Here is a 23273-nt window from a genome sequence, read left to right as displayed (position 1 = left end):
TGAATCTATATGACTGTGTATTTGTGCGAGAGTATAAGAGAAAAACCTTCCACAGAGCGGAAGGTTTTATATCAGCTGGATTTTTTTAATATTTTTCATATATCGTTCATACTGATTGTCTGAAGCGAGGCTTAATTGGAAGTATTCATCCATTTTATCCAGGAGCGGCTGAATGCATTCTTTTTTGGCGTCTTGATCTAAATGCCGGGTATATCCGTTTTGTGCGTATCTCCGGGCCATTCTCCAAAAGGTTTTTCCGATGCTGAAATATTTCAAGGACTGTCTTTGATTTTCCTCAAGCTCCTTCCATTTGATATGGGGAAAATAGACGCTTTCGTCAAATTCTTTCACAATATAGTCGATGACGTACACAAGCGATTGAATCCTTTTATGCAATTGGTAGGAAATATTGTTTTGATGGCGGCGGTAGCACAATACAGGTTTTCTTAAATAGCGGCGCTTCCAGCCGCGCTTCGTGTTGGCCAAACAATTCAGCACATCCCCTGCAAGCGGCTTTTGCGGATCAACCAGCCAAGTAAAGCCTTTTTGCTGATAATAAGATGCTTTAAACATGCCCACCATCGGGACAATGCCTGAGCCGCCCCTTTGAAAAATAGTCCTCACCAGCTCCTTATCGCCATACTCTTGATACGTCCACAGCCCCGCATTTTTTCCGTGTTGATCAACAAGCAAAAGGTCCCCGTACACATAATCTAATCCCTCTTCTCCAAAAAAGCACTGCATAAAGTCATGGAGCACCAAATTGTGCGGAAGGAAATCATCTGCGCTTAAAAGCAAAACATATTCGCCTTTTGCCTCTTGGAAGATTTCCTTAAAAGCGAGATCAGGAAGTTTTGTATTTTCGCTGTGGCATATCGTTCGAATGTGCGGATGCGTTTTTTGATAGCTGCTGATTTTTTGCATCGAGTCGTCAGTTGAGTGGTCGTCAACGATCAGAATGTCGATATTAGGGTAGAGTTGATTTAAAACGGATTGAAGGCATTCATCAATAAAATTACTGTAATTATAGTTGATGATGCCTACCGTAATCAGCGGCGGATTTGGCATAACCGTCAACTCTGACTGCTTTGCAAAGCCTGAAATCATCTCTTCAATTTTGCGCATGCTCAGGTCATATGAATAATGCTCTTCAATAAACGACCGATAATGGAGAGATGTATAATCACCGCTTGTGATCATGGCCACGAATTCATCTATTGTATTCCAAACAACTGATTCATCGTATATCGTCTTTGCGCCGTAAAAGTTGTGGATCAGCGGTTTAATGCCTTTAGCCATCGCTTCCATGGCCGACATATGCTGACTTTCAAGAAGGCTCGTGCAAATCAGGTAATGCTTATCTTCCAAGTATTGATTCATATCATCCTGCCATCCGTCAAATTGGACGTTGTCAGTCAGCCGGAGTTCATCAATCATTTGCTTGAAGTACAACTGATAGCGGGCGTCCTGAAACGTCCCGGCGATGAACAGTTTGTATCTTGGGTCTTTGTCAATCAGTGCCTTGAAAGCCTGCAGCAAAAGCATCGGACCTTTTTTATAGTTGATATAGCCGACATATGCGATATGAAAGCCTTTTTGCCTTTGCTGAAAGGTGTATTCGTCTAACTTGATTCCATTTGGAACGACGGCCGTTTTCTCTTTTTTCAACGATTTAACTTGATCTAATACATATTCCCGCATGTGTTCCCCGTCAAAGATCACTTGATCCACCGCTTGCCAATATACCTTTTTAATATAAAAAGTAAATGCTTCATAGCTGTGGAGCCTGCATATTAATGTTTTGGCCGCTGCAGAAGGGACTTTGCTCCCGTGGATCAATAAATCATCGCACCATTCAAACCAGCAAATATCCGCCCATTGCATACCAGTGTCGATTTGATTCAAATCATGAACCGCGATTTTTCTGGTCCGGTAAGTTTCGGAAAGGTGCTCAACGACAGCATTCAAAAACCGGTCCAAATCCGGTTTAACGAAAAAAATGATCTTTGGACGCCTGACCATTTTTTTGAAAAGGTCCGCTTTCTCCTTCATGAGGCGATGTTGATGTTCGCGCCTGACAAACAGGAGGGCATCATCATATAATTCAGACGCTCTCTGAACCTGCTGCTTTTTTTCATAAACAAAAGCAGCGCTTATCAGTAAGCCGGGATCGAAGGGAGCGGCTTCCAGCCTCTCTTCCAGCTTCTGCGCAGCATCGTGCCATTTGTGTTGAAATATCAGTTGGGATATTTCGGTTTCTCTCCAGCTAAGCCCAACAGAGTCTAGCAAATATTCCAATTCATTATCCATCTGAAACCTCCTGGTTAAACACATTTTCGCTAGTAGTATCTATATTCAAGCGAGAAAAGAAAGTTCTATGAAAAATACTTCGGAAATGGCACAGCCTGAAAAGCTAAAACAGTGACAGCGGCACAAACGCGATCAGCTGCTGGTTCATATTTTATGGGTAGATTTTAAAAAAGAGTCTCAGGGAGTGAAGGCTTTGGTTACAATCAGTCTATGTATGATTGTCAAAAATGAAGAAGAAGTATTGGCGAGATGCCTTGATACAGTGAAAGACATTGTAGATGAAATTAACATTGTGGATACGGGATCGACAGATCAAACCGTAGAGATTGCGAAGCGCTACACAGACCGCGTCTTTTTCTTTGAATGGATCGGCGATTTTGCGGCTGCCCGCAATGAATCGTTCAAGCACGCCACTAAGGATTATATTCTCTATCTGGATGCGGATGATGTGTTGCTTGAGAAAGATCAGAAAAAATTAAAAGAGTTGAAGGAAACGCTTGATCCTTCCGTTGATTCCGTGTCCATGTACTATGATGCGGGAACTGACGAATTCGGAAATGTGACCTTAAGGTACCGCCGCAACCGCCTGGTGAAAAGGGAGAAAAACTTTAAATGGAAAGGCGACTGCCATCAATATTTGGAGGTATTCGGGAACATTATCAATGCCGATATCTCGGTGACGCATAAAAAAATCCGCCACTCTGTCGGACGAAACCTCAATATTTACCAAAAGAAGATCGATCGCGGCGACACGTTTACCCCGCGCGACTATTTTTACTACGGAAATGAATTAAGAGAAAACAGACACTACGAAAAAGCAATTGAAAGCTACAATAAAAACATTGAAATGAAAGAAGGATGGATTGAAGACAAAGTATACGCCTGCATCAACAAAGCCGACTGCCACCGCTTTCTCGGCGACTTGGATAATGAGCTGAGATCGCTCTTCCAGTCATTTGAATTTTCCAAAACGCCTCGTGCTGAAACATGCTCAAGAATCGGCTATAACTTTCAGCGGCGGCGGGAATACAATGCCGCTATCTACTGGTATGAGCTGGCGACAACACTGGTGCCTGATTCGAATAAATGGAGCTTCACCTATCCGGCATATTACACTTGGTACCCTCACTTGCAAATGTGCGTGTGCTACTACAATTTAGGAGACTTTGAAAAGTCGTATCAGCACAATGAAGAGGCGAGAAAATACCGTCCCGATGACAAATCCGTCCTTCATAACAAACAGCTGCTGGAAGGGAAATTAGGCATTAACAAATAAGCATGGTCAAGACTTACTGAACAAGTAGGTCTTTTTTTATGAAAAAAATCAAGCCGTGCCAAATTACCGGCAGGCATCATAACTTATTTTGGAACTTTTTGATTTTAGAGGAGGAACAGAGATGATCCCGTTAATCAATTTAAAACGCCAGTTTCAAACGGTAAAACAAGATATTTTACAAGAGTTTGAGCATGTGTTGGACAGCGGCCAATATATATTGGGGCCCAAGGTTGAAGAGCTGGAGAAAAGAATAGCCGAAAAGCTTGGTGTAAAAGAAGCGGTCGCAGTCGCCAACGGAACGGATGCATTAGTGCTGACGCTCGAAGCTTTCGGTATCGGCAAAGGGGATGAGGTCATTACGACGCCGTTCACTTTTTTTGCGACCGCCGAAGCTGTCTCAAGGGTGGGGGCTAAGCCGGTGTTTGCTGATGTTGATCGTGAAACCTGCAACCTTGATCCGGAAAAAATAGAAGAAAAGATCACCCCTGCTACTAAAGCGATCATTCCCGTCCACATTTTCGGACAGCCGGCTGATATGGACGAGATCATGGCGATTGCCAAAAAACACGGACTGCTTGTGATTGAGGATGCCTGTCAAGCGTTCGGCGCTTCATATAAAGGGCGTCCTGTCGGCAGCATCGGGGATGCCGCCTGTTTTTCATTTTTCCCGACAAAAAACTTAGGAACGTTGGGAGACGGGGGAATGGTGACGATTTCAGATCCGGATGCGGCCCGGCAATTAAGAACACTCAGAACCCATGGCACAAGCAAAAAATACTTCCATGACAAAATCGGTTTCAACAGCCGTCTTGATGAATTACATGCCGCTGCTTTGCTCATTCTTCTTGAGAAAATCGACGGCTGGAATGAACAAAGAAGAAAAGTTGCCAGCCGCTACAGGGAAGGTTTGAAAACGGCGGAGCATCTCACACTGCCGGCTGAGAAAGAAGACCGCACACATATCTATCATCTCTATTGTATCGGCGCGAAAGACCGCGACGAATTCATTCAATCGCTGAAAGAGCAGAACATTCATTCTGGCGTGTATTATCCTTGCTGCCTTCATTTGCAAACGGTCTATTCTTCATTGCAGTACAAAAAAGGCGATTTCCCTATAGCCGAGTCCTTGTCCGAAACCCTTTTCGCGATTCCGATGGATCCTTTTCTAGCCGCTGAGGAACAAGAGCAAATTATTTCCGCGCTGCTGAAAAAAGGAGGAGGGGGAAAGTGACGGTTCATTTCGGTTTAATCGGCTGCGGCTATATGTCAAGAAAACATCTTCAAGCACTGGCCGGGTGCGGTGATGCAAAGTTGTCGGCCGTCAGTGATTTGCAGGAAGAACGGATGAAGGAGGCGGAACAATACTATGCTTCCTTCGCCGGAGATGAAAGCCGAATGACCCGTTATCAGCAGTATCAAGCGCTGCTTTCAGATTCTAAAATAGAAGCGGTCATTATTGCGGCGGTTTCGGGACTGCACGCCGAAATGGCCAAAGCTGCGCTGCAGGCAGGCAAGCACGTCATCGTCGAAAAACCGATGACCTTGTCATTACAGGATGCCGATGAGCTGATAGAACTGGCGGAACAGAACGGGCTGAAGCTCATGGTCTGCCACCAGATGCGCCACCGGCCGATCATGAAAAAACTGAAGGAAACGATTGAGAGAGGAAAACTGGGAAGGATCTACTTAGGCACAGTATCGCTTCGCTTAAACAGGTCACCCGCTTATTATGAAGCGGCAACCTGGCGGGGAAGCTGGGAAAAAGACGGCGGGATGCTGGTCAATCAAGGGATACATCTGATCGATCTGCTGCAATGGTTTTTAGGTGATGTAAAAGGCGTTTACGGAGATATACTGGGCGGTTCCGGAGCAAAAGAAACGGAAGATGTTGCTGTCGGTGTTCTGACGTTTGCCAGTCAGGCGAAAGGAGTAGTAGAAGCGAATATCGTCACACAGCCAAACAATATCGGAAGCTCTCTCTCGATTTTTGGAGAACATGGAACGATTTCATTGGAAGGCCCGGCATTAAACCGGATCAGCCGCTGGTATATCCACGGGGAGAAGGATGCTGCTGAAGAAGCGGCGCAGCTGATTGATCTCAGCGGCGAACAAACCGCTATGTATCAAAACTTTATAAGCGCCGTCAAGCGCCAAGACACACTATTGGTTGACGGCTATGAAGGGAAAAAGGCGATTGAAACGATTTTTGGAATCTACCAGTCTGTGCTGCAGAAGCAGCCGGTGCAGCTGCCTCTTTCTTCGTTTCAAACATCTGATATGAAAAATAAATAGGTTTTGATTTGGTAGATCGTCCCTTTCAAAAAAAGATTTAAAACATAGTTTATTAAAGGAATGTACAGAAGGGGCGATTTGATAAATGAGCAAACAGGAAATGCATAACGAAACGATAGCGGTCATCGGCTTGGGGTTTGTCGGTCTGCCCTTGGCCATGTTGTTGATATCAAAAGGAATTCGGGTTATCGGTGTTGATTTGGATAAAAAGAAAGTCGAGGCATTACGGAAAGGGAACAGCTATATTTCAGATATCAACGATCAAGCGGTGCAGGACGGAATAGGCACCGGTTTCTTTCGTCCTGTTTCGGACTACGGTTTAATCGGCGAAGCGGATGCCGTCATCATCTGCGTACCGACGCCGCTGAATGATGATGCGGGTCCTGATTTGACTTATGTGAAAAGAGCGGCGCAATCGATTGGAGGGCACTTGAAAAAAGGGCAGCTCGTTGTGTTGGAAAGCTCGACATATCCGGGTACGACAAGGGACATCGTCAAACCGATCCTCGAAGAAAGCGGCCTTGTATGCGGAAAGGATTTTTATTTGGCTTATTCTCCAGAACGCGTTGATCCGGGCAATCAATTCCCGATTGAAGTCGTGCCGAAGGTAGTGGGAGGCGCGACGGAGGCATGCCTTGAAAAGGTGCATCAATTATACAGCGGCATTTATGAAGAGGTTGTGCCTGTCACATCGCCTGAAACAGCGGAGCTGACAAAGCTGCTGGAAAATACGTACCGGTTTATTAATATTTCATTCATTAATGAATTCGCGATGATATGCGACAAGCTCGGGGTGAATGTATGGGAAGTCATCGAGGCGGCAAGCACGAAGCCGTACGGCTTTGCGGCGTTTTATCCAGGTCCCGGCATCGGCGGCCATTGCATCCCCGTCGATCCGCTGTATTTGCAGTTTGTCATGAAACAAAGCGGTTTATCGAGCGACTTTATCGAGCTGTCGGAAGCGACAAATGATAGAATCGTCCGCTATATCGCAGAGCGTTCCTTGCAACTGGCAGGGAAAGATAAGGCGACAGACGCCCGCATTTTAATCTATGGCGTCACCTATAAACGTAATATAGCGGATGTCCGCGAATCAAAATCGCTTGATATTATAGAGAAGCTGATCGGCATGGGGGCTGATGTTTCCTACCATGATCCGCACGTTCCGGAACTCGACCTCAGCGGCAAAAAAATGGCAAGCATGCCGATAGATTCAGAGATGCTGAAAGCGTACGACTGTGTTGTCGTTTTGACCGATCATGACGCACTTCCGAAAGAGCTGTTACTAAACCATGCAACCGTGATATTTGATACAAGAGGCGTGTTGAGAGAAGCAGCAGGAAAAGCGAAAGTCATCCAGCTCGGAAACGGGTGCTCTTGACGCCAATTTTTTTCCGCGACTCACGCCCAGACCCGTTCGGAATACAATAAGTTAAAACAAGAACGTAAAGGGTGAGGGCCGTGTGGATCGGAGTTTTGTTGATGGTCTTTGGAATTGGGATCAGTATTTTTGCCGTCAGTTTGATTGTCAGCTATTTGTTTGTTATGCCGAACAGGAGCACATATGAAGAAACCTTTTTCAGCGGACTCAAACACGGCGAGATCATCGATGATGTGTTTGAGTCACACGACAAAGAAGAGCTGTTTTTGACGGCGGGGGATGGATGCCGGCTGCATGCGCTGCTTTTTCCCGTTCAAAAGAGCAGGAAAGCCGTCATCGTTTCCCACGGCATCAAGTGGTCGCTGTTTGGAGGGTATAAATACGTCGAGCTGTTCCAGTCCATCGGCTACAATGTTCTGCTTTGCGACAGCAGGTGCCACGGATTGAGCGGCGGTTCACACGTTTCTTACGGATTTTACGAAAAGGACGATTTGGCGAGGTGGGCTGACGAGCTTGAGAACAGGTTCGGCAAAGACCTTTGGATCGGAGTGCTTGGCGAATCGCTAGGAGCCGCGGCTGCCATCGAGCTGATGAAACAGGACAGGAGAATCAAGTTTTGTATTGCCGATTCCTGCTTCAGCGATTTAACAGAGCTATGCCGCTTTCAGCTGAAAGCCGCCGTCAAATTGTCCGTGCCGTTTCTCATCCCGTTGGCAAGCGGGCTGATCAAACGGCGCCATGGCTGGAGCCTTGCCGACATATCGCCGGTCAGCAATCTTGAGCAGTCAGACACGCCGCTGTTTATCATCCACGGCACAAATGATCAGCTTGTTCCGCCGGAAATGGCCAAAAGCCTGTATGACCGGAAAAAAGGGATAAAGAAACTGTATTTGATTGAAGGCGCGGGACATGTCGGCGGATTCCGCCACGATCCTGAAGAATACTTAAGCAGAATCAAAGACTTTCTCTTGAAAATCGAGCCGGCCAATTAGCCTTGCGATTCCAGCATTTCAGCGGCAGCCGATCGTTGGCGCGCTTCCTTGATTTTGCCGGCATAGGAAGCTCCCCAATTCATCATTTGACTGATGATCGGAATCAGCGTCTTGCCGAACTCAGTTAAACTGTACTCGACTTTCGGGGGAACCTGCTTATAAATCGTGCGGCAGACGATGCCGTCGCGCTCAAGTTCGCGAAGCTGGAGGGTCAGCATCCGCTGTGTCACGGCGGGAATTAAACGACGCAGCTCATTAAAGCGTTTTTTATCATCGGTCAAATGATACAGAATGACGCTTTTCCATTTGCCGCCGATGATATCGATCGTTGCTTCCACCGGGCATGAATAACCGTCCGGTGTTTCGCATGCCTTCGGATTCTTGTTCATTTTCCTCTCTCCTTAGTATAAAAAATGATACTATGCCACAAAAATGTGCGTACTTTCTTATTGCTATTATAATGATTAGAATGAAATTAAGAAAGGAATATAAACTATAGACAAAAGGAGAGAACAGAACATGACACAGCAATCCAAGAAGCAGGAGATTCTTGACGCATTCCAATTTAGACACGCGACAAAAGAGTTTGATCCGGACAGAAAGATATCAGACGAGGATTTTCAGTTCATTTTAGAAGCGGGCAGACTGTCGCCAAGCTCTGTCGGCCTCGAGCCGTGGAAGTTCGTCGTCGTCCAAAATAAAGAGCTGCGTGAAAAACTGCGCCAGGTCTCATGGGGCGCACAGGGACAGCTGCCGACAGCCAGCCATTTCGTTTTGCTGCTCGGACGCACGGCTAAGGAAATGCGGCATGATTCCGGGTATGTTGCAGATCAGTTAAAGCATGTGAAAAAAATGCCGGAGGACATCATTGAAAATATGCTGAAAGAAGACGGCGTTCTGAAAAGTTTCCAAGACGGCGATTTTCATTTGTACGAAAGCGACAGAGCGATGTTTGACTGGGTATCAAAGCAAACGTACATCGCGCTAGCCAACATGATGACGGCGGCCGCCTTGATCGGTATTGACTCCTGCCCGATTGAAGGCTTTAACTACGACAAAGTCCACGACATCCTTGAAAAAGAAGGATTGTTGGAGGACGGCCGCTTTGACATCTCGGTCATGGCCGCTTTCGGTTACCGCGTGAAAGAACCGCGTCCGAAGACGAGACGGGCGCTTGATCAAATCGTGAAATGGGTTGAATAAAAAAAGTGCGGTTCTGCCTTTAGCAGACCGCACTTTTTTATTTAGATTTGGAGTTTGCGCCGCTTCCTTTGGTAAAGGTACAGACCGCTTCCGGATATAAGCAGCAGCAGGCCGAGCATCAGCCAATGATAGGCGTTTGAAGCGGTGTCAGGCAAAAACCCGCCGTTTGAACCATCTGAAGGTTCATTTCCGTCATCTGACCCGCCGCTGCCATGACCGCCTGATCCGTCTCCGCCGCTTCCGGCGCCGGGCGAAGCAGGGGGTTGACCGCCGCTGCCGCCATCCGGACCGTCATCATCGCCTGAACCCGGCGGAAGTGAAGGAGACCCGGCATCTTTGTCATTCATCACGGTATACTCGCTGAAATGGTCGACATAGCCTGCAACGGTACGGCCTTTCGTATAGCCGTTTGTCACTTTTGTGAAGCTGTTGTTTTTGCGGTCGACATAATAGACGCTCAAATGTTTGTCAGGAGCCTCGACTTGGAAAAACAGTCCGACAGGTTCTTTAAATGTGCTGACCGTTTTTCCATTCTGCTGAATGTTGAAATCATATACCTTTGTGACCGCCTGTTTGATATTCTTGGCGATTTTGATGCTGATTTTAGTCTTTTCGCTTGCCAGATTAACGGCTGGAAGCTGCATCGCAATGCGATCGTTTTTCAGGGTGATACTTGGATCATCAGTTCTTTCTTTGACAAGGTCAGTCTGTGCTTTTGTCATATTCAGCTTGATGTGGTCTTTTTCTGTGTCAGGGAAATAAGCAATCACCTGATTTGCGTTTTTCGCGTATGTTTCGAACGGTTTTTCCGCAAGCGTCCAAGTGCCGTCTGTCTGACGGTCAGGAAGGAACACTTCTGTGATTCTGTTTTCGATGTTCGGTGAAACAGAATCGTACAAGGCAAGCTGCTCTGTAAAAATGTCGTAATCGGTAAAACCGAGATCGACACCGTTTTTCGCTTCTTTAAAAACGGAATAGCCGTCTCCGCCGCCGCCCATGAATTTATTTGTAGCCACACGGTAGGTTTTGTCCAAATCGAGCGGAACAGCATCCCCTTTGTCATTGACAAGGTTCACATCAAGGATGCGCTCACCTTTTGGCTTGCTCAGTGTAAATGTGAAGGATAAACCCGCGACATGCGGAAACGCGCCTCCGCCTTCTTCGACTTGGCTCACCCCGTGCTCAAGCGCTTCTTTGATTTGCGCACCCGTCAAATCAGCGGCATAAAGGGTGTTGCCGAACGGCATGACCGTCAGCACATCGCCGAGTGTGATGTCGCCTTTGGCAATACCGCTTCTGATTCCGCCGCCGTTTGTGATGGCGATGTCAGCCCCGCCGGCTTGTTTTGCTTTCTTCAGCATGCCGTCCGCGATAAAATTGCCGAGGTTGGTTTCTTTTGAGCGGACATGCTCGCGTTTTCCGTCAAGCGGGACATCGGCATAGCCTACTTTTTTCTTCTTCAGTTCGTCAATATCTTCTTTAAAGCCGTCAAGCACTTCTTTCGCTGGAGGATCTTCGTCCACTTTGCCGTCAATCGCGATCAAATTGAACCTTGATTGATCCGTTTGAACGACGCCTTTCTCATCAAACACAACATCGACCCGTCCTAAAAACTGCCCGTAGTCTTTCACTTGGGCGACGATTGTCGGTTCTTCGCTCTCCACCACTTTTAAATGATCGACGAGTGTATGCGTATGCCCGCCGATAATCAAATCGATGCCCTTCACTTTTTTGGCCAGCTCCAGATCCCGGTTGTAGCCGAGGTGGGTGAGGGCGATGATTTTGTTGACCTTTTCTTTTTCTTTCAGTTCCTTGACCGTTTTCTCCGCTGACAGATAAGCGTCATGGAACGCAATGTTCGGTCCGGGGCTTGACGTATATGACGTATCTTCCGTCGTCAGGCCGAATACGCCGACTTGCTCGCCATTTACATCAAGCAGAATATAAGGATAGATGCCGCTTTCTTTCTTTTCTCCTGCTGTTAAGAGTGCAGGCTCTTTTTGAAAGCTTCGCAGCTGAGGCTCCTTTGATACATCGACATTGGAGCTGACGATTGGAAAATCGGGCTTTTCCAGCTGGTGTCTGTTTAACGGATCGACGGCCGCATTGTTTCCGCTCAGAAAGTCTGCGAGCACTTTCGGCCCTTTATCAAATTCATGGTTGCCGAAGGTCATGGCGTCATAGCCCATCATGTTCATCAGCTTCAAATCGGCGAGTCCGTTCCATTTTGTAAAATACAAGTCACCGGAAAAGACATCGCCGGCATCGAGCAGCACATTGTTTTCTGCTTCACTGCGGATTTCTTTCACTTTGGCAGCGCGCCTTGCCGCTTCATCAAGGTGGGCGTGCGTGTCGTTCGTGTGCATGACTGTTAACGTCCAGTTTCCATTATCAACCGGAGGCTCTGTACCTTCAAAGTTCAGCTTATAGACGCCATATCCGCTGTTTTCGGATTCTCTGACAAAATCGATGTCCTTCGCATTTTCAGCAAACGGTTTGGCGAGGAGAGAAGATTCGAATGTCACATCGGCTCCTTTAATCGGAGCGATCGACCAGTTGTTATCGGCGGCAGGATTGACCGTTTTCTTTTCCATGATGTAGTTCATGAGCACCTGCCTGTTTTCATCAGCCGCCGCATAAACGACTTTGTCCTGCGTCAGATGCGGGAATCCGCCGCCCCCGGACGCGCGGTAATTATTTGTGACCACAAGGAATTCCTGATCGTCGCGGACGGCTTTTCCGTTGTAAGACAACTGTTTGACGCGGTTGGCCTGCGGATTTTTCACCCCGCCTGACGCATTGTATTTTGCCGGTTGTGTGACATCGATCTGGTAGGTCACACCGTCAATGACATCGAAATTATACGACCTGAAATCGGGGTTGAGGAGCGCCTGTTCACCCGATTTTGAAGGGTCGATCTGGTTGAACTGCCCGGCCGACATTTCGATCCAGTCCTTCACTTCGCTTCCCGTCAGCTTGACGATATAGAGCGTATTGTCGTACAAATACAAATCGCCGATGTTTTTGATCGCAAGGTTTCCTGCTTTAATGTTTGTATAATAATCAGCACCGTTGCGCCCTCCTGCTTTAAATGGCGCGCCCGCTGATAAAATCGGCAGGTTTTCGTATTCCGTTCCCTTCATGACATCTTCCGCATACCATTTTTGTGCGTCTGTGACAATCTGAATCGAAGGATCGTCTTTTACTTGTGCGAAAAAGCTGTTAATATCGGCTTCCGTTTGGCCAACCGGCGCGCGGACGTATTCAAGCGTTTTTTCGTGTGTGTCTTTAATCGTGGAAACGACGGTTTCGTGTCGTGACGTCACATTTCCGGCAATCGCTTCCGTTTTTGCGCTGGCATCTTTCACTGTCCATTTGCTGCCGTCCTGTTCAAGCTGCATATCGATGATTCCTAAATGGCTGCCCCAGTTTTTCGGCATGACGACAGGGATGCCGTTGATCGTTCCTTTTTGATTGTCGATCACGCCATTTCCTGGATAGTCGGTACCGGGGAACAGACCGTGCTGGTGTCCGGAGATGATCGCATCTATTCCTTCCGTCTTGAGAGCCAGGTCATATACGGCGTTTTCTGCTCCCGCCGCCTGTTCGCCATTTTCAATTCCGGAGTGGGCGATCGCAATGATCACGTCGGCGCCTTCCTGCTTCATTTTCGGAATCGTTTGTTTCGCTGATTCGGTGATGTCCTGCACCGTGATTTTGCCGTCCAGATGCTTTTTATCCCATGTTAAAATCTGCGGCGGAACGAAGCCGATGTAGCCGACTTTAAGCTGGTGCTTTTGGCCGCTTTCATCCGTCAGCGTCCGCTCTTCAATATGATATGGCGTATATTTGTTCTTTCCGTCCGATGTTTTTATATTGGCATTGACGATGGGAAATTCGGCGCCTTTTATCGTGCCGTCAAGGAATTCAAGGCCATAGTTGAATTCGTGGTTTCCGAGCGTGCCGGCGTCATAGTGCAGTTTGTTCATGACATCAATGATCGGGTGTGTTTTCGTTCCGGAGATAATTGCTTCACGTTCATGTTTGAAGATATATTCCCCTAGAGGGTTCCCTTGAATTAAGTCGCCGTTGTCGACAAGAATCGTGTTCGGATTCCGGCTCCGGTGCTTTTCGATCAGCTGAGTCGTGCGGGCCAGTCCGAATTCTGCCGTTTCTTTGTCGGCATAGTAGTCATAGTCCATGATATGGGCGTGGATATCTGTCGTACCCAGGATGCTGAGGTTGATCAGCGGGTGTTCATTTGGTTCTTCTGCATATGTCTGGGTGTTTGGAATGAGTAAACTGAGTATCATCACTGAGGTTAGCAGAATACGGAGAATGTTTTTCCTTGAAAACCGTCTTTTCTGTATTCCCACCATTTCTCCACCTTTCAGATTAGAGTAACAATTTCTATTGTAAGAACTTTTTGTAAAGTTTTGTAGAACTTTCGTTGCGAATATTGTAAACACTCAGAAAATGATTCCAAAGTCTGTCCCTGTCTGCCGGGTGACTTAGGTACTTTGTCGCGAGGAACGTGCGGATGTTTTATTTAGTGTGGCAGGGGGAAATGGATTTATGTAGACAGAAGCTTTTGGGAGGGTGATCAATATGAGCAAAAACATTGCAGTTGTTCTGACAGATTACTTTGAGGATTCGGAGTATACCGAGCCTGCGAAAGCGTTCAAAGACGCAGGGCACCAGCTTACGGTTATTGAAAAAGAGAAAGGCAAAACGCTGAAAGGCAAGCAAGGCGAGGCGCAAGTGGAAACAGATGCGTCCATTGATGAAGTCAGCCCGGCCGATTTTGACGCGCTGTTGATTCCGGGCGGATTTTCGCCGGATATTCTCAGAGCCGACCAGCGTTTCGTATCGTTTGCGAAATCCTTTATGGATGACAAAAAACCGGTGTTTGCGATCTGCCACGGCCCGCAGCTTTTAATCACCGCCAAGGCTCTGGACGGACGCAGTGCAACAGGCTACACATCGATTCAAGTCGATTTGGAAAACGCCGGGGTTCAATTTAAGGACGAGGAAGTTGTCGTCTGCCAGAACCAGCTTGTCACAAGCCGGACGCCTGACGACATCCCTGCGTTTACACGCGAATCTTTGAAGCTGCTCGGCTAATGAAAAAGACCGGAATAGATTTCCGGTCTTTTTTATGTTTATTTTCGGAGTGCAGCCAGTTCCTCTGCGATTGCCTGCATTTCGCTCGGACTGAAAGATTTCTTTTTCATCACCATTTTGTGCAGGTATTCAAGATCTTCAAGCTTTTCATTGCTGAAGGCTTCAGCTTTGATGACGCCGATGTTCAGCATGTTTAGTTTTTGCGAGATCTCTTCGATCATTTTGTTAAGCTCGGCTGTTTTCTGCTCTGACAAGAAGGCACATCCTTTCTCACTGATTTTGTAGTCTTTATTGTAACAGAATTAAGCGAGAAGAAAAGGACGGCTGTCAAAAAGCATCTCCGGCTTAAACGGATACGCTGTTTTGCTTTTCCGCTTTTTCGGCTTTGATTTTGGCAAGGATCTGTTTGGACTCATAGATGACAATCCCTGTCAAACCGAGCAGGCCAATCAGGTTCGGTATCGCCATCAGACCGTTCAGCATATCGGCGAGCGCCCAGACAAAGTCATTTTTAAAGACCGCTCCGAAAAAGACGGCGATCACAAAGATGACACGATAGACGATCGCATATTTTTCATTCAGCAGGTAGGTGAAGCATTTCTCTCCGTAGTACGACCAGCCCAAAATCGTCGAATAAGCGAACAGCAGCAGACCGATCGCAACGATTGTCGATCCCGCAGGGCCGAGAAAATGTGCGAATGTCATCGATGTCAGCGCGTCGTTTTTTTCTGTCAGATACATGTTTCCCATGACAATCGATATCCCCGTAATCGAGCAGACAATCAATGTGTCGATGAAAACCTGGGTCATAGAGACAAGTGCTTGGCGAGCCGGCATATCAGTTTTTGCCGCGGCTGCCGCGATCGGCGCCGAGCCGAGCCCTGCTTCATTTGAAAATACGCCCCGCGCCACGCCCCAGCGGATCACGGTTCCGATCGCGCCTCCTGCCACGGCCTGGCCGGTAAACGCGTCAGAAAAAATTAAACCGACCGCGCCTGGGACAAGTTCAAAGTTTGTGACAAGAATGATCAACCCGGCGATGACATAAAATAAAGCCATGATCGGCACGAACAGCGAGGTGACTTTGCCGATGCTTTTAATCCCACCGAGAATGACAAGTGCTGTAAAAATCGTGACAATGATTCCGGTTACCCAGGCAGGCACGGAAAATGTGGAGCTCATGACTCCGGATACAGAATTTGACTGAACCATATTGCCTATTCCGAAAGCGGCAAGCGCCCCGAATATGGCAAATAACACACCAAGCCACTTTTGCTTGAGGCCGTGTTCCAAATAATACATCGGGCCGCCTGACATTTCGCCGTTTTTGTCTTTCACGCGGAATCTGACAGCAAGCACCGCTTCGGCATATTTCGTGGCCATTCCGAAAAAGGCGGCGAGCCACATCCAAAACACGGCGCCAGGCCCTCCGGCAATGACCGCTGAGGCGACACCGACGATATTCCCGGTACCGACCGTAGCGGCAAGGGCAGTCATCAACGCCTGAAAGTGGGAAATATCGCCTTCGGAGGATTTATCCTGACGTCTTGAAAAGGCAAGCTTTAATGAGTAAGGCAAAAGTCTGATCTGCAAAAAAGCCAGCCTGAAAGTCAAATAAATACCTGTTCCAACAATGAGGATCAAAAGCGGAGGTCCCCATAAAAAACCGTTCATTGTATCTACAATATGTGAAATAAAATCCATAGGCGAAATATCCCCCTTTAATTTTGTGTCTAACTAGAATATTCTGAAAGTTTGTTAGATTTGTCAATAGCATTGTCATCTTTTCTTCCCAAAGTTGAAAAAAACAAAAAAATCTTTAGTATAAAAGCAAAAGTGTTTTTTCTTTCTGAAATGTGGGGAAAGAATAGAGGAGGCTCTTGTTTGATGATCAAAGTGCTATTTGTCTGCCTCGGCAATATTTGCCGCTCTCCGATGGCAGAAGCTGTATTTAACGACATGCTCAAAAAAAGCGGACTGGAGGACCGAATTGAAGCCGATTCGGCGGGGACGGGGAACTGGCATGTCGGAAAACCGCCTCATGAAGGCACACGGTCGCTGCTATCTGCAAAAAAGATAAGCTGCGAAGGCCTTTACGCGAGGCAGATTACCGACAAAGACCCGGAAGCGTTCGATTATATCATCGCGATGGATGCCGAAAACGCTGGCCATGTGAGAAGCCTTGCCGGCTACGGGAGCAAAGCCGTCATCCGGAGGCTGCTCGACTATGTCGAGGACTGTGAGACGGCAGATGTTCCTGATCCATACTACACCGGGAACTTTGATGAGGTGTACGAACTCGTCGCGAAAGGATGCAGCGAATTGCTAAAGGACATTCGAAAAGAACACAAATTATAAAAAAACGAAGGGAGAGATTTTTTATGAAAAACGACCGCGTTTTCATCAGAAATATCCTCCTCGGCGCTTCGGTCGGGGCGGTTATGTCACTGCTGCACAAACCGACCAGAGAAGCGTGCGGCGCAAAGCTTGACGCGTGCAAAAACAAAGTCCGCCTTTACCGCGCAAATCCCGGAATGTTCACCGAATGCGTGAAAGAAAAAATGGACGAAGCCAAAAAACTGACCGCTTCCATATCGGACGATTTAAGCTTCTTAAATCAACAGATGAAAGAACTGAAAGAGACGACGCCAAAAGTGATCGGTCTGATCGAGGAAACGAGGGATCACTTCACAGCTAAATCCAAAGGGCTTACGGAGCCGGAAAAAGAATGAGCTTTTTGAAAGAGCTGGCTTGGCGTTTTTTCCTTCATGAAGGGCCGAGCAAATCGGCGGAACTTGCCTACTTTTTCCTGCTGTCCCTGTTTCCGTTTATGATTTTCCTATTGACTTTGATCGGCTACCTGCCTGTCAAAACGGGCGATGTCATCGGGCTGATTGAACAGTATGCTCCAGAAGACACGATGTCCGTTATTGAAGAGACGCTCAATACAGGAAACAGGGGCCTGCTTTCTTTCGGGATCATCGCGGCGCTCTGGTCTGCGTCAAACGGATTGAACGCGATTGTCAGGGCCTTTAATCATGCTTATGAAGTGGAGGAAAACCGCTCATTCATCATGGTTCGGCTGACATCACTCCTCCTGACCGCCGCGATGGTTTTCACCATATTGGTCGCGCTTCTTCTTCCGGTATTCGGGAGGGCCATCGGCCATTTCATCGCCAATCTGGACGGTACGCCGGAAATGTTTCTAGCGGCATGGTCAGCGCTCCGCTGGGGAATCAGCCCGCTTGTGCTGCTGATCGTCTTTACGGCTTTATACTTTTTTGCCCCGAATAAGCGGCTGTCATTTAAATTCGTGCTTCCGGGAGCCGTTGCAGCGACAGCCGGCTGGATCCTCGTCAGCATGCTGTTTTCATACTACGTCAGTGAATTTGCAAACTACAGCGCAACATACGGAAGCCTCGGCGGCATCATCGTCCTGATGATCTGGTTTTATTTAAGCGGAATGATGATTATTCTTGGAGGGGAGATCAATGCCCTTTTACATAAACGTAAAATCATTCCTGAAGAAAATCCGCGGAAATGAGCAATCTATAAAAGAACGTTTCATGAGTTCAAAAGCGGAGGGATCATCATGACAAAACACACGAAAAAAGGCGGCAGCCATAATAAACAAAATTCAAAGCAAAGTTCGAAAAACAAAACGAGCGGAAGCGCCAACGGACAAAACGGATATCATTAAAACTGCCTGACGTTTTCGAAAAGGCCGGCTGCCTATAGTAAGCAGCCGGCCTTTTTTACATTGGCGCCGCCTCAGATTGTTCGAGAGCGCCGTTTTTCTTCGTTCTGCCAAAGAGCACCCCGATCCAGATCAACACCATCACGATTGTAATCAAATAAAACAGATTGCTGTTATGAAATGTCTGCATATACCAGCCGCCGGCAACCGGGCCGAAAATGCTTCCGAAGCTGAAGGTGATTCCGCACATCAAGTTTCCGGCCGGGAGAAGGCGTTTTGGAAGCAGGTCGGCCATAAAGCTGATGCCGAGTGAAAAAGTTGATCCAACAGCCATTCCGGCTATGAAAAAACATGCCGCAAGCAAGGGGACGGAATCGGAAAAGCCCGCCGCAAAGAAGCAGCCTGCCCCGACAGCCAATATAACAAGGAGCACATTTCGTCTTCCATACTTGTCGCTCAACACGCCGAGCGGATACTGAAAGACGATGCTTCCGATCGCAAAAGCCGGAAGAATAATTGATAGGCCTTCGACGGAAATGCCCGAGCGGAGCGCGTAGACGGGAAAATTGCCGTTCAGGGCGGTTTCCAAAAAGCCGTAGCCGAATGTCGGCAAAAACGCGACCCATCCTAGCAGAAAGGCTTGGACGAAGCGCTTCAAGCTGTTATCGCTGCGGCTTTCAGAGCCGCTTTTCTCAGGAAAATCGTTTTGAAGGCAAAAAATAAACAGCCACGCCAGCAGGCTGAATGCACCTGAGACGATAAACGGCAATGACGGGGCAATGTTGACAAGCGGCGTTAAAAAAGGACCGGCAGCAAATCCCAAACCAAACGAAAGGCCGTACAAAGAGATATTGCGGCCGCGGTTTTTTTCAGACGATAATGTGGTCACCCAAGTTTGCGTTGAAAAGTGCAGCATATGATCCCCGATTCCAATCAAGAGCCGTAAAAAGAACCAGACGATAAACGACTGAATAAAAACAAAGGCGAACAAACTCGCGCACACCATCAACCCGCCGATGACGATCAGCGGTTTAAAACCGAGCCTGCGAAGCGGTGCTTCCATAAACGGCGAAGCGATCAGGACGCCGATGTAGAGGCCTGTCGCATGTAGACCGTTCAGCGCAGCCGAATGGCCTTCCTGTTCGAAAATAACAGAGATGACAGGAAGGAGCATCCCTTGCGAAAAACCTGATATACTGACAATCAAAACGAGAATGAAAAAGTGAAATCTAGTCATCGGCCGATTCTCCTTATCCGTAATCCTTCTTTGATCGTACAACTTTCACAAGTTTTTAGGCAAGGCAATTTTTCTTTTTCTGTCAAAAGAGGTGTGAATCATGGAAATCGTGTGGAATCAGAACGGCTTTGAGGCTGATCTGGAATATGGAAAGCTTAAGATATCAGGCAATGAAGAAGCAGGATTCAGGCCTTATCAATTGCTGGCCGCTTCGATTGCGGCATGCAGCGGTACCGTTCTTCATAACATATTGGAAAAGAAAAGGATACAGCTGAAAGATATGACCATCGAGACAAAAGAAGAACGCATTTCCGAAGAGGCGGGCCGCATCAAAAGCATTCATCTTCACTTCATATTGAAGGGAGAAAACCTCGGTGCAGAACAAATTCAAAAGGCGCTGAAAGTAGCGATGAAAAATTGTGCCATGGTGAGGTCTGTTGAAAACAACATCAAGATCATCGAAACATTTCAGATTCGCTGATGTTTAAAAACCTGCGTTAATGCGGAATAGATCAGTATGCTGTATATAAACTGAAAAGTTCGCACAAAAATAACCTACACCAAAAAAGAAAAGAGGAATGAAAAATGGGCCGTTTTTTCTTTTGGATGATGGCTGCGGGAGTTCCCCTTTCTGTCGCAGGGAGCATGTTGCATTGGCCGCAGGTTTTATTGTTCATCATATACTGCCTGACGATTATCGCGCTTGCAAGCTATATGGGAAGAGCCACCGAAAGCCTTGCGATTATTGCGGGTCCGAGGATCGGGGGCCTTTTAAATGCGACGTTCGGAAACGCCGTTGAGCTGATCATTTCGATCTTCGCGTTGCGGGAAGGACTGACCGGCATTGTGCTCGCATCGCTGACAGGATCTGTCCTCGGCAACCTTCTTCTGGTCGCCGGCCTGTCGTTTTTCATCGGGGGCCTGAAATATAAGCGCCAGGAATTCAACGTGTATGATGCGAGACACAATTCAGGTTTGCTCATGTTCGCAGTGATTGTCGCTTTCGTCATCCCAGAAGTATTTTCAGCCGAAATGACAGAGCCGAGGAAGCTGTCGATGAGCGTCGGCATCAGCATCATCATGATTTTGCTTTACCTGGCAGCGCTTTATTTCAAGCTTGTCAGCCACCGCGGGGTTTACCAGACGAATCAAAATGAGCGGGAAGAATCGCATGAAGAACCGGAATGGTCGGGAAAGAGGGCAACATTGATTTTATTTTTGGCGACCGTTGCCGTTGCCTACATTTCCGAGCACCTCGTCCACACATTTGATACGGTGGCCGAACAATTCGGCTGGTCGGAGCTTTTCATCGGGGTCATCATTGTCGCGATCGTCGGAAACGCGGCAGAGCATGCTTCCGCCGTCATTATGGCCTATAAGGACAAAATGGATGTCGCAGTTGAAATTGCGATCGGATCAACGCTGCAGATCGCGATGTTTGTCGCACCCGTTCTTGTGATCAGCTCTTTGTTTTTTCCAGTGAGCATGCCGCTCGTCTTTACCTTGCCGGAACTCGTCGCCATGGCTTCCGCCGTCCTTTTGATGATCGTCATTTCAAACGACGGGGATACGAACTGGTTTGAGGGCGCGACATTGCTGGCTGCTTATATCATCATGGGAATCGGTTTTTTCCTTCTTTAAAAAAATTGGGATAAACGGAGAGCATCCGGAAAACAATAAGGGAAAAGAAACAGAAAGAGTGATAGTATGAAAAAGCTTTTGTGTTTTACGCTAACTGCGTTTTTATCCTTTAGTTTTTTCGCTGTACAGGAAGCAGATGCAGCCAAGCCGATCAAGATTCCAAGCTCTGTCACGAATATTTCCAAAGAGAACACATACCCTAACGCCTCCCAGGATCAGCCGAGGCTGCAGCCGAGCGAACTGGCCGAAGAGCTGCTGAAAACAACCGATATCGCAATTGAAAATCCGCATCTCATCAAAATGCTGAATGAGTCAAGCATTTCCGGCACACCGCTGGCAATCGGCTACAGAGCGACGATCTATTTGGGCAGATGGGCGCTCGGGTATACCTCGAATGAAACCGTTGCGAACTGGGAATACCGCAAAATCAACACGAACCGCTTTGACAACCGGGGCGGGAAAGCACCTGCCGAACTCACGTATTCCCAGGAACAGACGAGCAAAATCAAAGGCGGCTTAACAGCGAAAGTCCCGAAAGCGGACGATGTCAAAAACATGATGATGCTTGAAGCCATGGAAAAAACAAAGCTGCCGCTCGCCTTTGAAACAGTCGTCGGCGCCGGCACAAAACGCGATCAGATTTATAAAGTGCAGCCGAAAAAGCTGGGGAATTTACACGCCTATGCACCTGCCGTCAATGAAAAAGGGAAGGTCACCTACGGTGAAGTGTACATTGTATTAAAAGGCAACAAAAGAAAGCTGGTCGTCAAAAATATCACCTCGCAAGGAATCGGCGCCTGGATTCCTGTACAGGATCACCTCACATTCGGCTTTCAGCTCAGCCATCAGCCGAAATAAAAAAGCAAGCCTTTTGCGGCTTGCTTTTTCATACTCTTGCTGTTCTGGAAGTAAAATCAACATCTTGATAATAGCTGTTTTTGACGAGCACATTCGGCCCGAGGCATCGGACGTGCGGGCAGTGGCAGTTGAGCTCCTTGGCAAGCTCTGTTTTTCTCCACTTCGCATAGGCGCTTGGCAGGCTGTCGGTTTGAATGTTGCCGAGCGGCGGAGTATCTCCGAAATCGGTCACGATGATATTGCCGTCAAAAATATTGACGTTCAGGCGCGATCTGCCGTCAGGGTCGTTTCTGACCGTGACATTTTTCGCTTCGCGCAGCCGCTGTAAAAGAGCGTGGTCTTCAGGATCAGGGCTGCACGCGTAAAACGGCAGGGTGCCGAACAGCATCCACGTATTTTCGTCGCGAATGTCAAGAAGGCGGTGGATCGCTTTCCTCATGTCTTGTAAGCTTAAAGATTCAAGCGCGCTTGCAAAATCGCTCGGATACATCGGGTGAACCTCATGGCGCTGGCATTTCATGTCTTCGACAATTTGCCGGTGAATATGCTCGATGTGAGGAAGCGTCCGTTTGTTGAGCATCGTCTCGGCGGATACCATAACCCCTTCATCAACAAGCGTCCGGCTGTTTTCGATCATTTTTTCGAAATAGCGCGCCCGCTGGGCAAACGTCGGCTTTTTATCCATCATGGCGAAGCCGATTTCTGCAAAGTCTTCGACTGTTCCCCAGTTGTGGGAAATATGAAGCACATCAAGGTAGGGGATGATCAGCTCGTAGCGCCCGATATCGAGCGTCAAGTTTGAGTTGATCTGCGTCCGCACGCCGCGTTCATGAGCGTATTTTAATAAAGGAACGACATATTCCTTTACGGATTTTAATGAAAGCATTGGCTCGCCGCCCGTAATGCTTAAAGAACGAAGGCGGGGAATCTCATCAAGCCGTTTCAACAGAAGGCTGACGGGCAGCGCGTCCGGGTCCTTCGTCTGGAGCGTATACCCGACGGCGCAGTGCTCGCAGCGCATATTGCAAAGAGTCGTCGTCGTAAATTCAACGTTCGTCAGCTGTATATCTCCATATTGGTCAACGTCCATGTAGGCTTCCCAAGGGTCATATTCCGGGGTAATCGGACGAACCTGCGTTTTTTCTGTCATGACATATCTAACTCCTTTATGATAGGACATACTAATATAGCCCAACTATTCATTTTAGACCTGATCCTTGAGGCGTGCAAGTCATGGATGATTGAAAAAAGGCCGTTTATAG

Annotated in this window: 20 protein-coding genes; 13 read left to right on the top strand and 7 right to left on the bottom strand. The window is 47.6% G+C overall.

The window, feature by feature from the left end; translation table 11 throughout:
- Positions 1–66 precede the first annotated feature (66 nt).
- On the bottom strand, positions 67–2310 hold the full coding sequence (locus tag M1D90_RS17975) for a glycosyltransferase (protein WP_456282936.1): 2244 nt from the start codon (positions 2308–2310) through the stop codon (positions 67–69).
- Positions 2311–2503: 193 nt separating this feature from the next.
- Here M1D90_RS17975 and M1D90_RS17970 point away from each other — a divergent pair, with 193 nt between their 5' ends.
- From M1D90_RS17970 to M1D90_RS17950, 5 genes are all read left to right on the top strand, one after another.
- Positions 2504–3586, top strand: a complete 1083-nt coding sequence (locus M1D90_RS17970; protein ID WP_020450556.1) for a glycosyltransferase — start codon at positions 2504–2506, stop codon at positions 3584–3586.
- A 121-nt stretch (positions 3587–3707) separates the two neighbouring features.
- A complete protein-coding gene (locus M1D90_RS17965; protein ID WP_128822940.1) occupies positions 3708–4817 on the top strand; it encodes a DegT/DnrJ/EryC1/StrS family aminotransferase in 1110 nt (369 codons plus the stop codon).
- Positions 4814–5878 (top strand): Gfo/Idh/MocA family protein, encoded by a 1065-nt coding sequence (locus tag M1D90_RS17960; protein ID WP_023855861.1) that lies wholly within the window; start codon positions 4814–4816, stop codon positions 5876–5878. The genes M1D90_RS17965 and M1D90_RS17960 overlap by 4 nt, the downstream gene beginning before the upstream one ends.
- 85 nt (positions 5879–5963) lie before the next feature.
- On the top strand, positions 5964–7259 hold the full coding sequence (locus M1D90_RS17955; protein WP_023855862.1) for a nucleotide sugar dehydrogenase: 1296 nt from the start codon (positions 5964–5966) through the stop codon (positions 7257–7259).
- A gap of 101 nt (positions 7260–7360) precedes the next feature.
- Positions 7361–8251, top strand: coding sequence for an alpha/beta hydrolase (locus tag M1D90_RS17950; RefSeq protein WP_154495848.1), 891 nt, complete (start codon positions 7361–7363; stop codon positions 8249–8251).
- On the opposite strand, the gene M1D90_RS17945 is transcribed toward M1D90_RS17950, so the two are convergent.
- Positions 8248–8640, bottom strand: coding sequence for a winged helix-turn-helix transcriptional regulator (locus M1D90_RS17945; protein ID WP_396279037.1), 393 nt, complete (start codon positions 8638–8640; stop codon positions 8248–8250). The two genes, M1D90_RS17950 and M1D90_RS17945, sit on opposite strands and share 4 nt — an antisense overlap.
- Before the next feature lie 130 nt (positions 8641–8770).
- Here M1D90_RS17945 and M1D90_RS17940 point away from each other — a divergent pair, with 130 nt between their 5' ends.
- Positions 8771–9454 carry an NAD(P)H-dependent oxidoreductase gene (locus tag M1D90_RS17940; protein ID WP_020450562.1) on the top strand — a complete coding sequence of 228 codons (684 nt, stop codon included), beginning with the start codon at positions 8771–8773 and terminating at the stop codon, positions 9452–9454.
- A 41-nt stretch (positions 9455–9495) separates the two neighbouring features.
- On the opposite strand, the gene M1D90_RS17935 is transcribed toward M1D90_RS17940, so the two are convergent.
- Positions 9496–13833: a multifunctional 2',3'-cyclic-nucleotide 2'-phosphodiesterase/3'-nucleotidase/5'-nucleotidase gene (locus M1D90_RS17935; protein ID WP_456282935.1), complete on the bottom strand. Its 4338-nt coding sequence runs from the start codon at positions 13831–13833 to the stop codon at positions 9496–9498.
- A gap of 229 nt (positions 13834–14062) precedes the next feature.
- Between M1D90_RS17935 and M1D90_RS17930 the strand changes: the two genes are divergently transcribed.
- On the top strand, positions 14063–14578 hold the full coding sequence (locus M1D90_RS17930; RefSeq protein WP_020450564.1) for a type 1 glutamine amidotransferase domain-containing protein: 516 nt from the start codon (positions 14063–14065) through the stop codon (positions 14576–14578).
- Between the two features lie 38 nt (positions 14579–14616).
- On the opposite strand, the gene M1D90_RS17925 is transcribed toward M1D90_RS17930, so the two are convergent.
- Entirely contained in the window at positions 14617–14799 is a 183-nt protein-coding gene (locus M1D90_RS17925; RefSeq protein ID WP_031304963.1) for a DUF1128 domain-containing protein, read from the bottom strand.
- A 124-nt stretch (positions 14800–14923) separates the two neighbouring features.
- Positions 14924–16282 carry an alanine/glycine:cation symporter family protein gene (locus M1D90_RS17920; protein WP_023855866.1) on the bottom strand — a complete coding sequence of 453 codons (1359 nt, stop codon included), beginning with the start codon at positions 16280–16282 and terminating at the stop codon, positions 14924–14926.
- A gap of 183 nt (positions 16283–16465) precedes the next feature.
- Between M1D90_RS17920 and M1D90_RS17915 the strand changes: the two genes are divergently transcribed.
- Genes M1D90_RS17915 through M1D90_RS17905 form a run of 3 tightly spaced genes read left to right on the top strand, consistent with a single transcriptional unit; the run spans position 16466 to position 18122 of the window.
- A complete protein-coding gene (locus M1D90_RS17915) occupies positions 16466–16936 on the top strand; it encodes a low molecular weight protein-tyrosine-phosphatase (RefSeq protein ID WP_025810251.1) in 471 nt (156 codons plus the stop codon).
- Positions 16937–16959: 23 nt separating this feature from the next.
- Positions 16960–17310 carry a hypothetical protein gene (locus M1D90_RS17910; protein ID WP_026580656.1) on the top strand — a complete coding sequence of 117 codons (351 nt, stop codon included), beginning with the start codon at positions 16960–16962 and terminating at the stop codon, positions 17308–17310.
- Positions 17307–18122: a YihY/virulence factor BrkB family protein gene (locus tag M1D90_RS17905; protein WP_020450569.1), complete on the top strand. Its 816-nt coding sequence runs from the start codon at positions 17307–17309 to the stop codon at positions 18120–18122. The genes M1D90_RS17910 and M1D90_RS17905 overlap by 4 nt, the downstream gene beginning before the upstream one ends.
- 211 nt (positions 18123–18333) lie before the next feature.
- Here the strand turns inward: M1D90_RS17905 and M1D90_RS17900 are convergent, their stop codons facing one another.
- Positions 18334–19512 carry an MFS transporter gene (locus M1D90_RS17900; RefSeq protein WP_026580655.1) on the bottom strand — a complete coding sequence of 393 codons (1179 nt, stop codon included), beginning with the start codon at positions 19510–19512 and terminating at the stop codon, positions 18334–18336.
- A gap of 100 nt (positions 19513–19612) precedes the next feature.
- Here M1D90_RS17900 and M1D90_RS17895 point away from each other — a divergent pair, with 100 nt between their 5' ends.
- The 3 genes from M1D90_RS17895 to M1D90_RS17885 all read left to right on the top strand — a co-directional run bounded on the left by M1D90_RS17895 (position 19613) and on the right by M1D90_RS17885 (position 22011).
- On the top strand, positions 19613–19993 hold the full coding sequence (locus M1D90_RS17895; RefSeq protein ID WP_026580654.1) for an OsmC family protein: 381 nt from the start codon (positions 19613–19615) through the stop codon (positions 19991–19993).
- 104 nt (positions 19994–20097) lie between these two features.
- A complete protein-coding gene (gene cax / locus M1D90_RS17890; protein WP_020450572.1) occupies positions 20098–21153 on the top strand; it encodes a calcium/proton exchanger in 1056 nt (351 codons plus the stop codon).
- A gap of 66 nt (positions 21154–21219) precedes the next feature.
- Positions 21220–22011 (top strand): YfkD famly protein, encoded by a 792-nt coding sequence (locus tag M1D90_RS17885; RefSeq protein WP_020450573.1) that lies wholly within the window; start codon positions 21220–21222, stop codon positions 22009–22011.
- Between the two features lie 28 nt (positions 22012–22039).
- Here the strand turns inward: M1D90_RS17885 and yfkAB are convergent, their stop codons facing one another.
- The gene (gene yfkAB / locus M1D90_RS17880; RefSeq protein WP_020450574.1) at positions 22040–23161 is read right to left on the bottom strand and encodes a radical SAM/CxCxxxxC motif protein YfkAB; all 1122 of its coding nucleotides are present in this window, start codon (positions 23159–23161) and stop codon (positions 22040–22042) included.
- Positions 23162–23273 lie beyond the last annotated feature (112 nt).

Source organism: Bacillus sp. JZ34 (assembly GCF_053903205.1).
The sequence above is the reverse complement of the archived record's forward strand: the minus strand, read 5'-3'. Positions and strand labels throughout refer to the sequence as shown.

What these genes read in the sequence shown, in the direction of transcription:
- M1D90_RS17920 (WP_023855866.1), bottom strand. Translation starts at nt 16,282, where the DNA reads ATGGATTTTATTTCACATATTGTAGATACAATGAACGGTTTTTTATGG.
- M1D90_RS17905 (WP_020450569.1), top strand. Translation starts at nt 17,307, where the DNA reads ATGAGCTTTTTGAAAGAGCTGGCTTGGCGTTTTTTCCTTCATGAAGGG.
- yfkAB (WP_020450574.1), bottom strand. Translation starts at nt 23,161, where the DNA reads ATGACAGAAAAAACGCAGGTTCGTCCGATTACCCCGGAATATGACCCT.
- M1D90_RS17975 (WP_456282936.1), bottom strand. Translation starts at nt 2,310, where the DNA reads ATGGATAATGAATTGGAATATTTGCTAGACTCTGTTGGGCTTAGCTGG.
- M1D90_RS17895 (WP_026580654.1), top strand. Translation starts at nt 19,613, where the DNA reads ATGGAAATCGTGTGGAATCAGAACGGCTTTGAGGCTGATCTGGAATAT.
- M1D90_RS17900 (WP_026580655.1), bottom strand. Translation starts at nt 19,512, where the DNA reads ATGACTAGATTTCACTTTTTCATTCTCGTTTTGATTGTCAGTATATCA.
- M1D90_RS17955 (WP_023855862.1), top strand. Translation starts at nt 5,964, where the DNA reads ATGAGCAAACAGGAAATGCATAACGAAACGATAGCGGTCATCGGCTTG.
- M1D90_RS17930 (WP_020450564.1), top strand. Translation starts at nt 14,063, where the DNA reads ATGAGCAAAAACATTGCAGTTGTTCTGACAGATTACTTTGAGGATTCG.
- M1D90_RS17910 (WP_026580656.1), top strand. Translation starts at nt 16,960, where the DNA reads ATGAAAAACGACCGCGTTTTCATCAGAAATATCCTCCTCGGCGCTTCG.
- M1D90_RS17935 (WP_456282935.1), bottom strand. Translation starts at nt 13,833, where the DNA reads ATGGTGGGAATACAGAAAAGACGGTTTTCAAGGAAAAACATTCTCCGT.
- M1D90_RS17950 (WP_154495848.1), top strand. Translation starts at nt 7,361, where the DNA reads ATGGTCTTTGGAATTGGGATCAGTATTTTTGCCGTCAGTTTGATTGTC.
- M1D90_RS17885 (WP_020450573.1), top strand. Translation starts at nt 21,220, where the DNA reads ATGAAAAAGCTTTTGTGTTTTACGCTAACTGCGTTTTTATCCTTTAGT.
- M1D90_RS17915 (WP_025810251.1), top strand. Translation starts at nt 16,466, where the DNA reads ATGATCAAAGTGCTATTTGTCTGCCTCGGCAATATTTGCCGCTCTCCG.
- M1D90_RS17945 (WP_396279037.1), bottom strand. Translation starts at nt 8,640, where the DNA reads ATGAACAAGAATCCGAAGGCATGCGAAACACCGGACGGTTATTCATGC.
- M1D90_RS17925 (WP_031304963.1), bottom strand. Translation starts at nt 14,799, where the DNA reads ATGATCGAAGAGATCTCGCAAAAACTAAACATGCTGAACATCGGCGTC.
- cax (WP_020450572.1), top strand. Translation starts at nt 20,098, where the DNA reads ATGGGCCGTTTTTTCTTTTGGATGATGGCTGCGGGAGTTCCCCTTTCT.
- M1D90_RS17940 (WP_020450562.1), top strand. Translation starts at nt 8,771, where the DNA reads ATGACACAGCAATCCAAGAAGCAGGAGATTCTTGACGCATTCCAATTT.
- M1D90_RS17965 (WP_128822940.1), top strand. Translation starts at nt 3,708, where the DNA reads ATGATCCCGTTAATCAATTTAAAACGCCAGTTTCAAACGGTAAAACAA.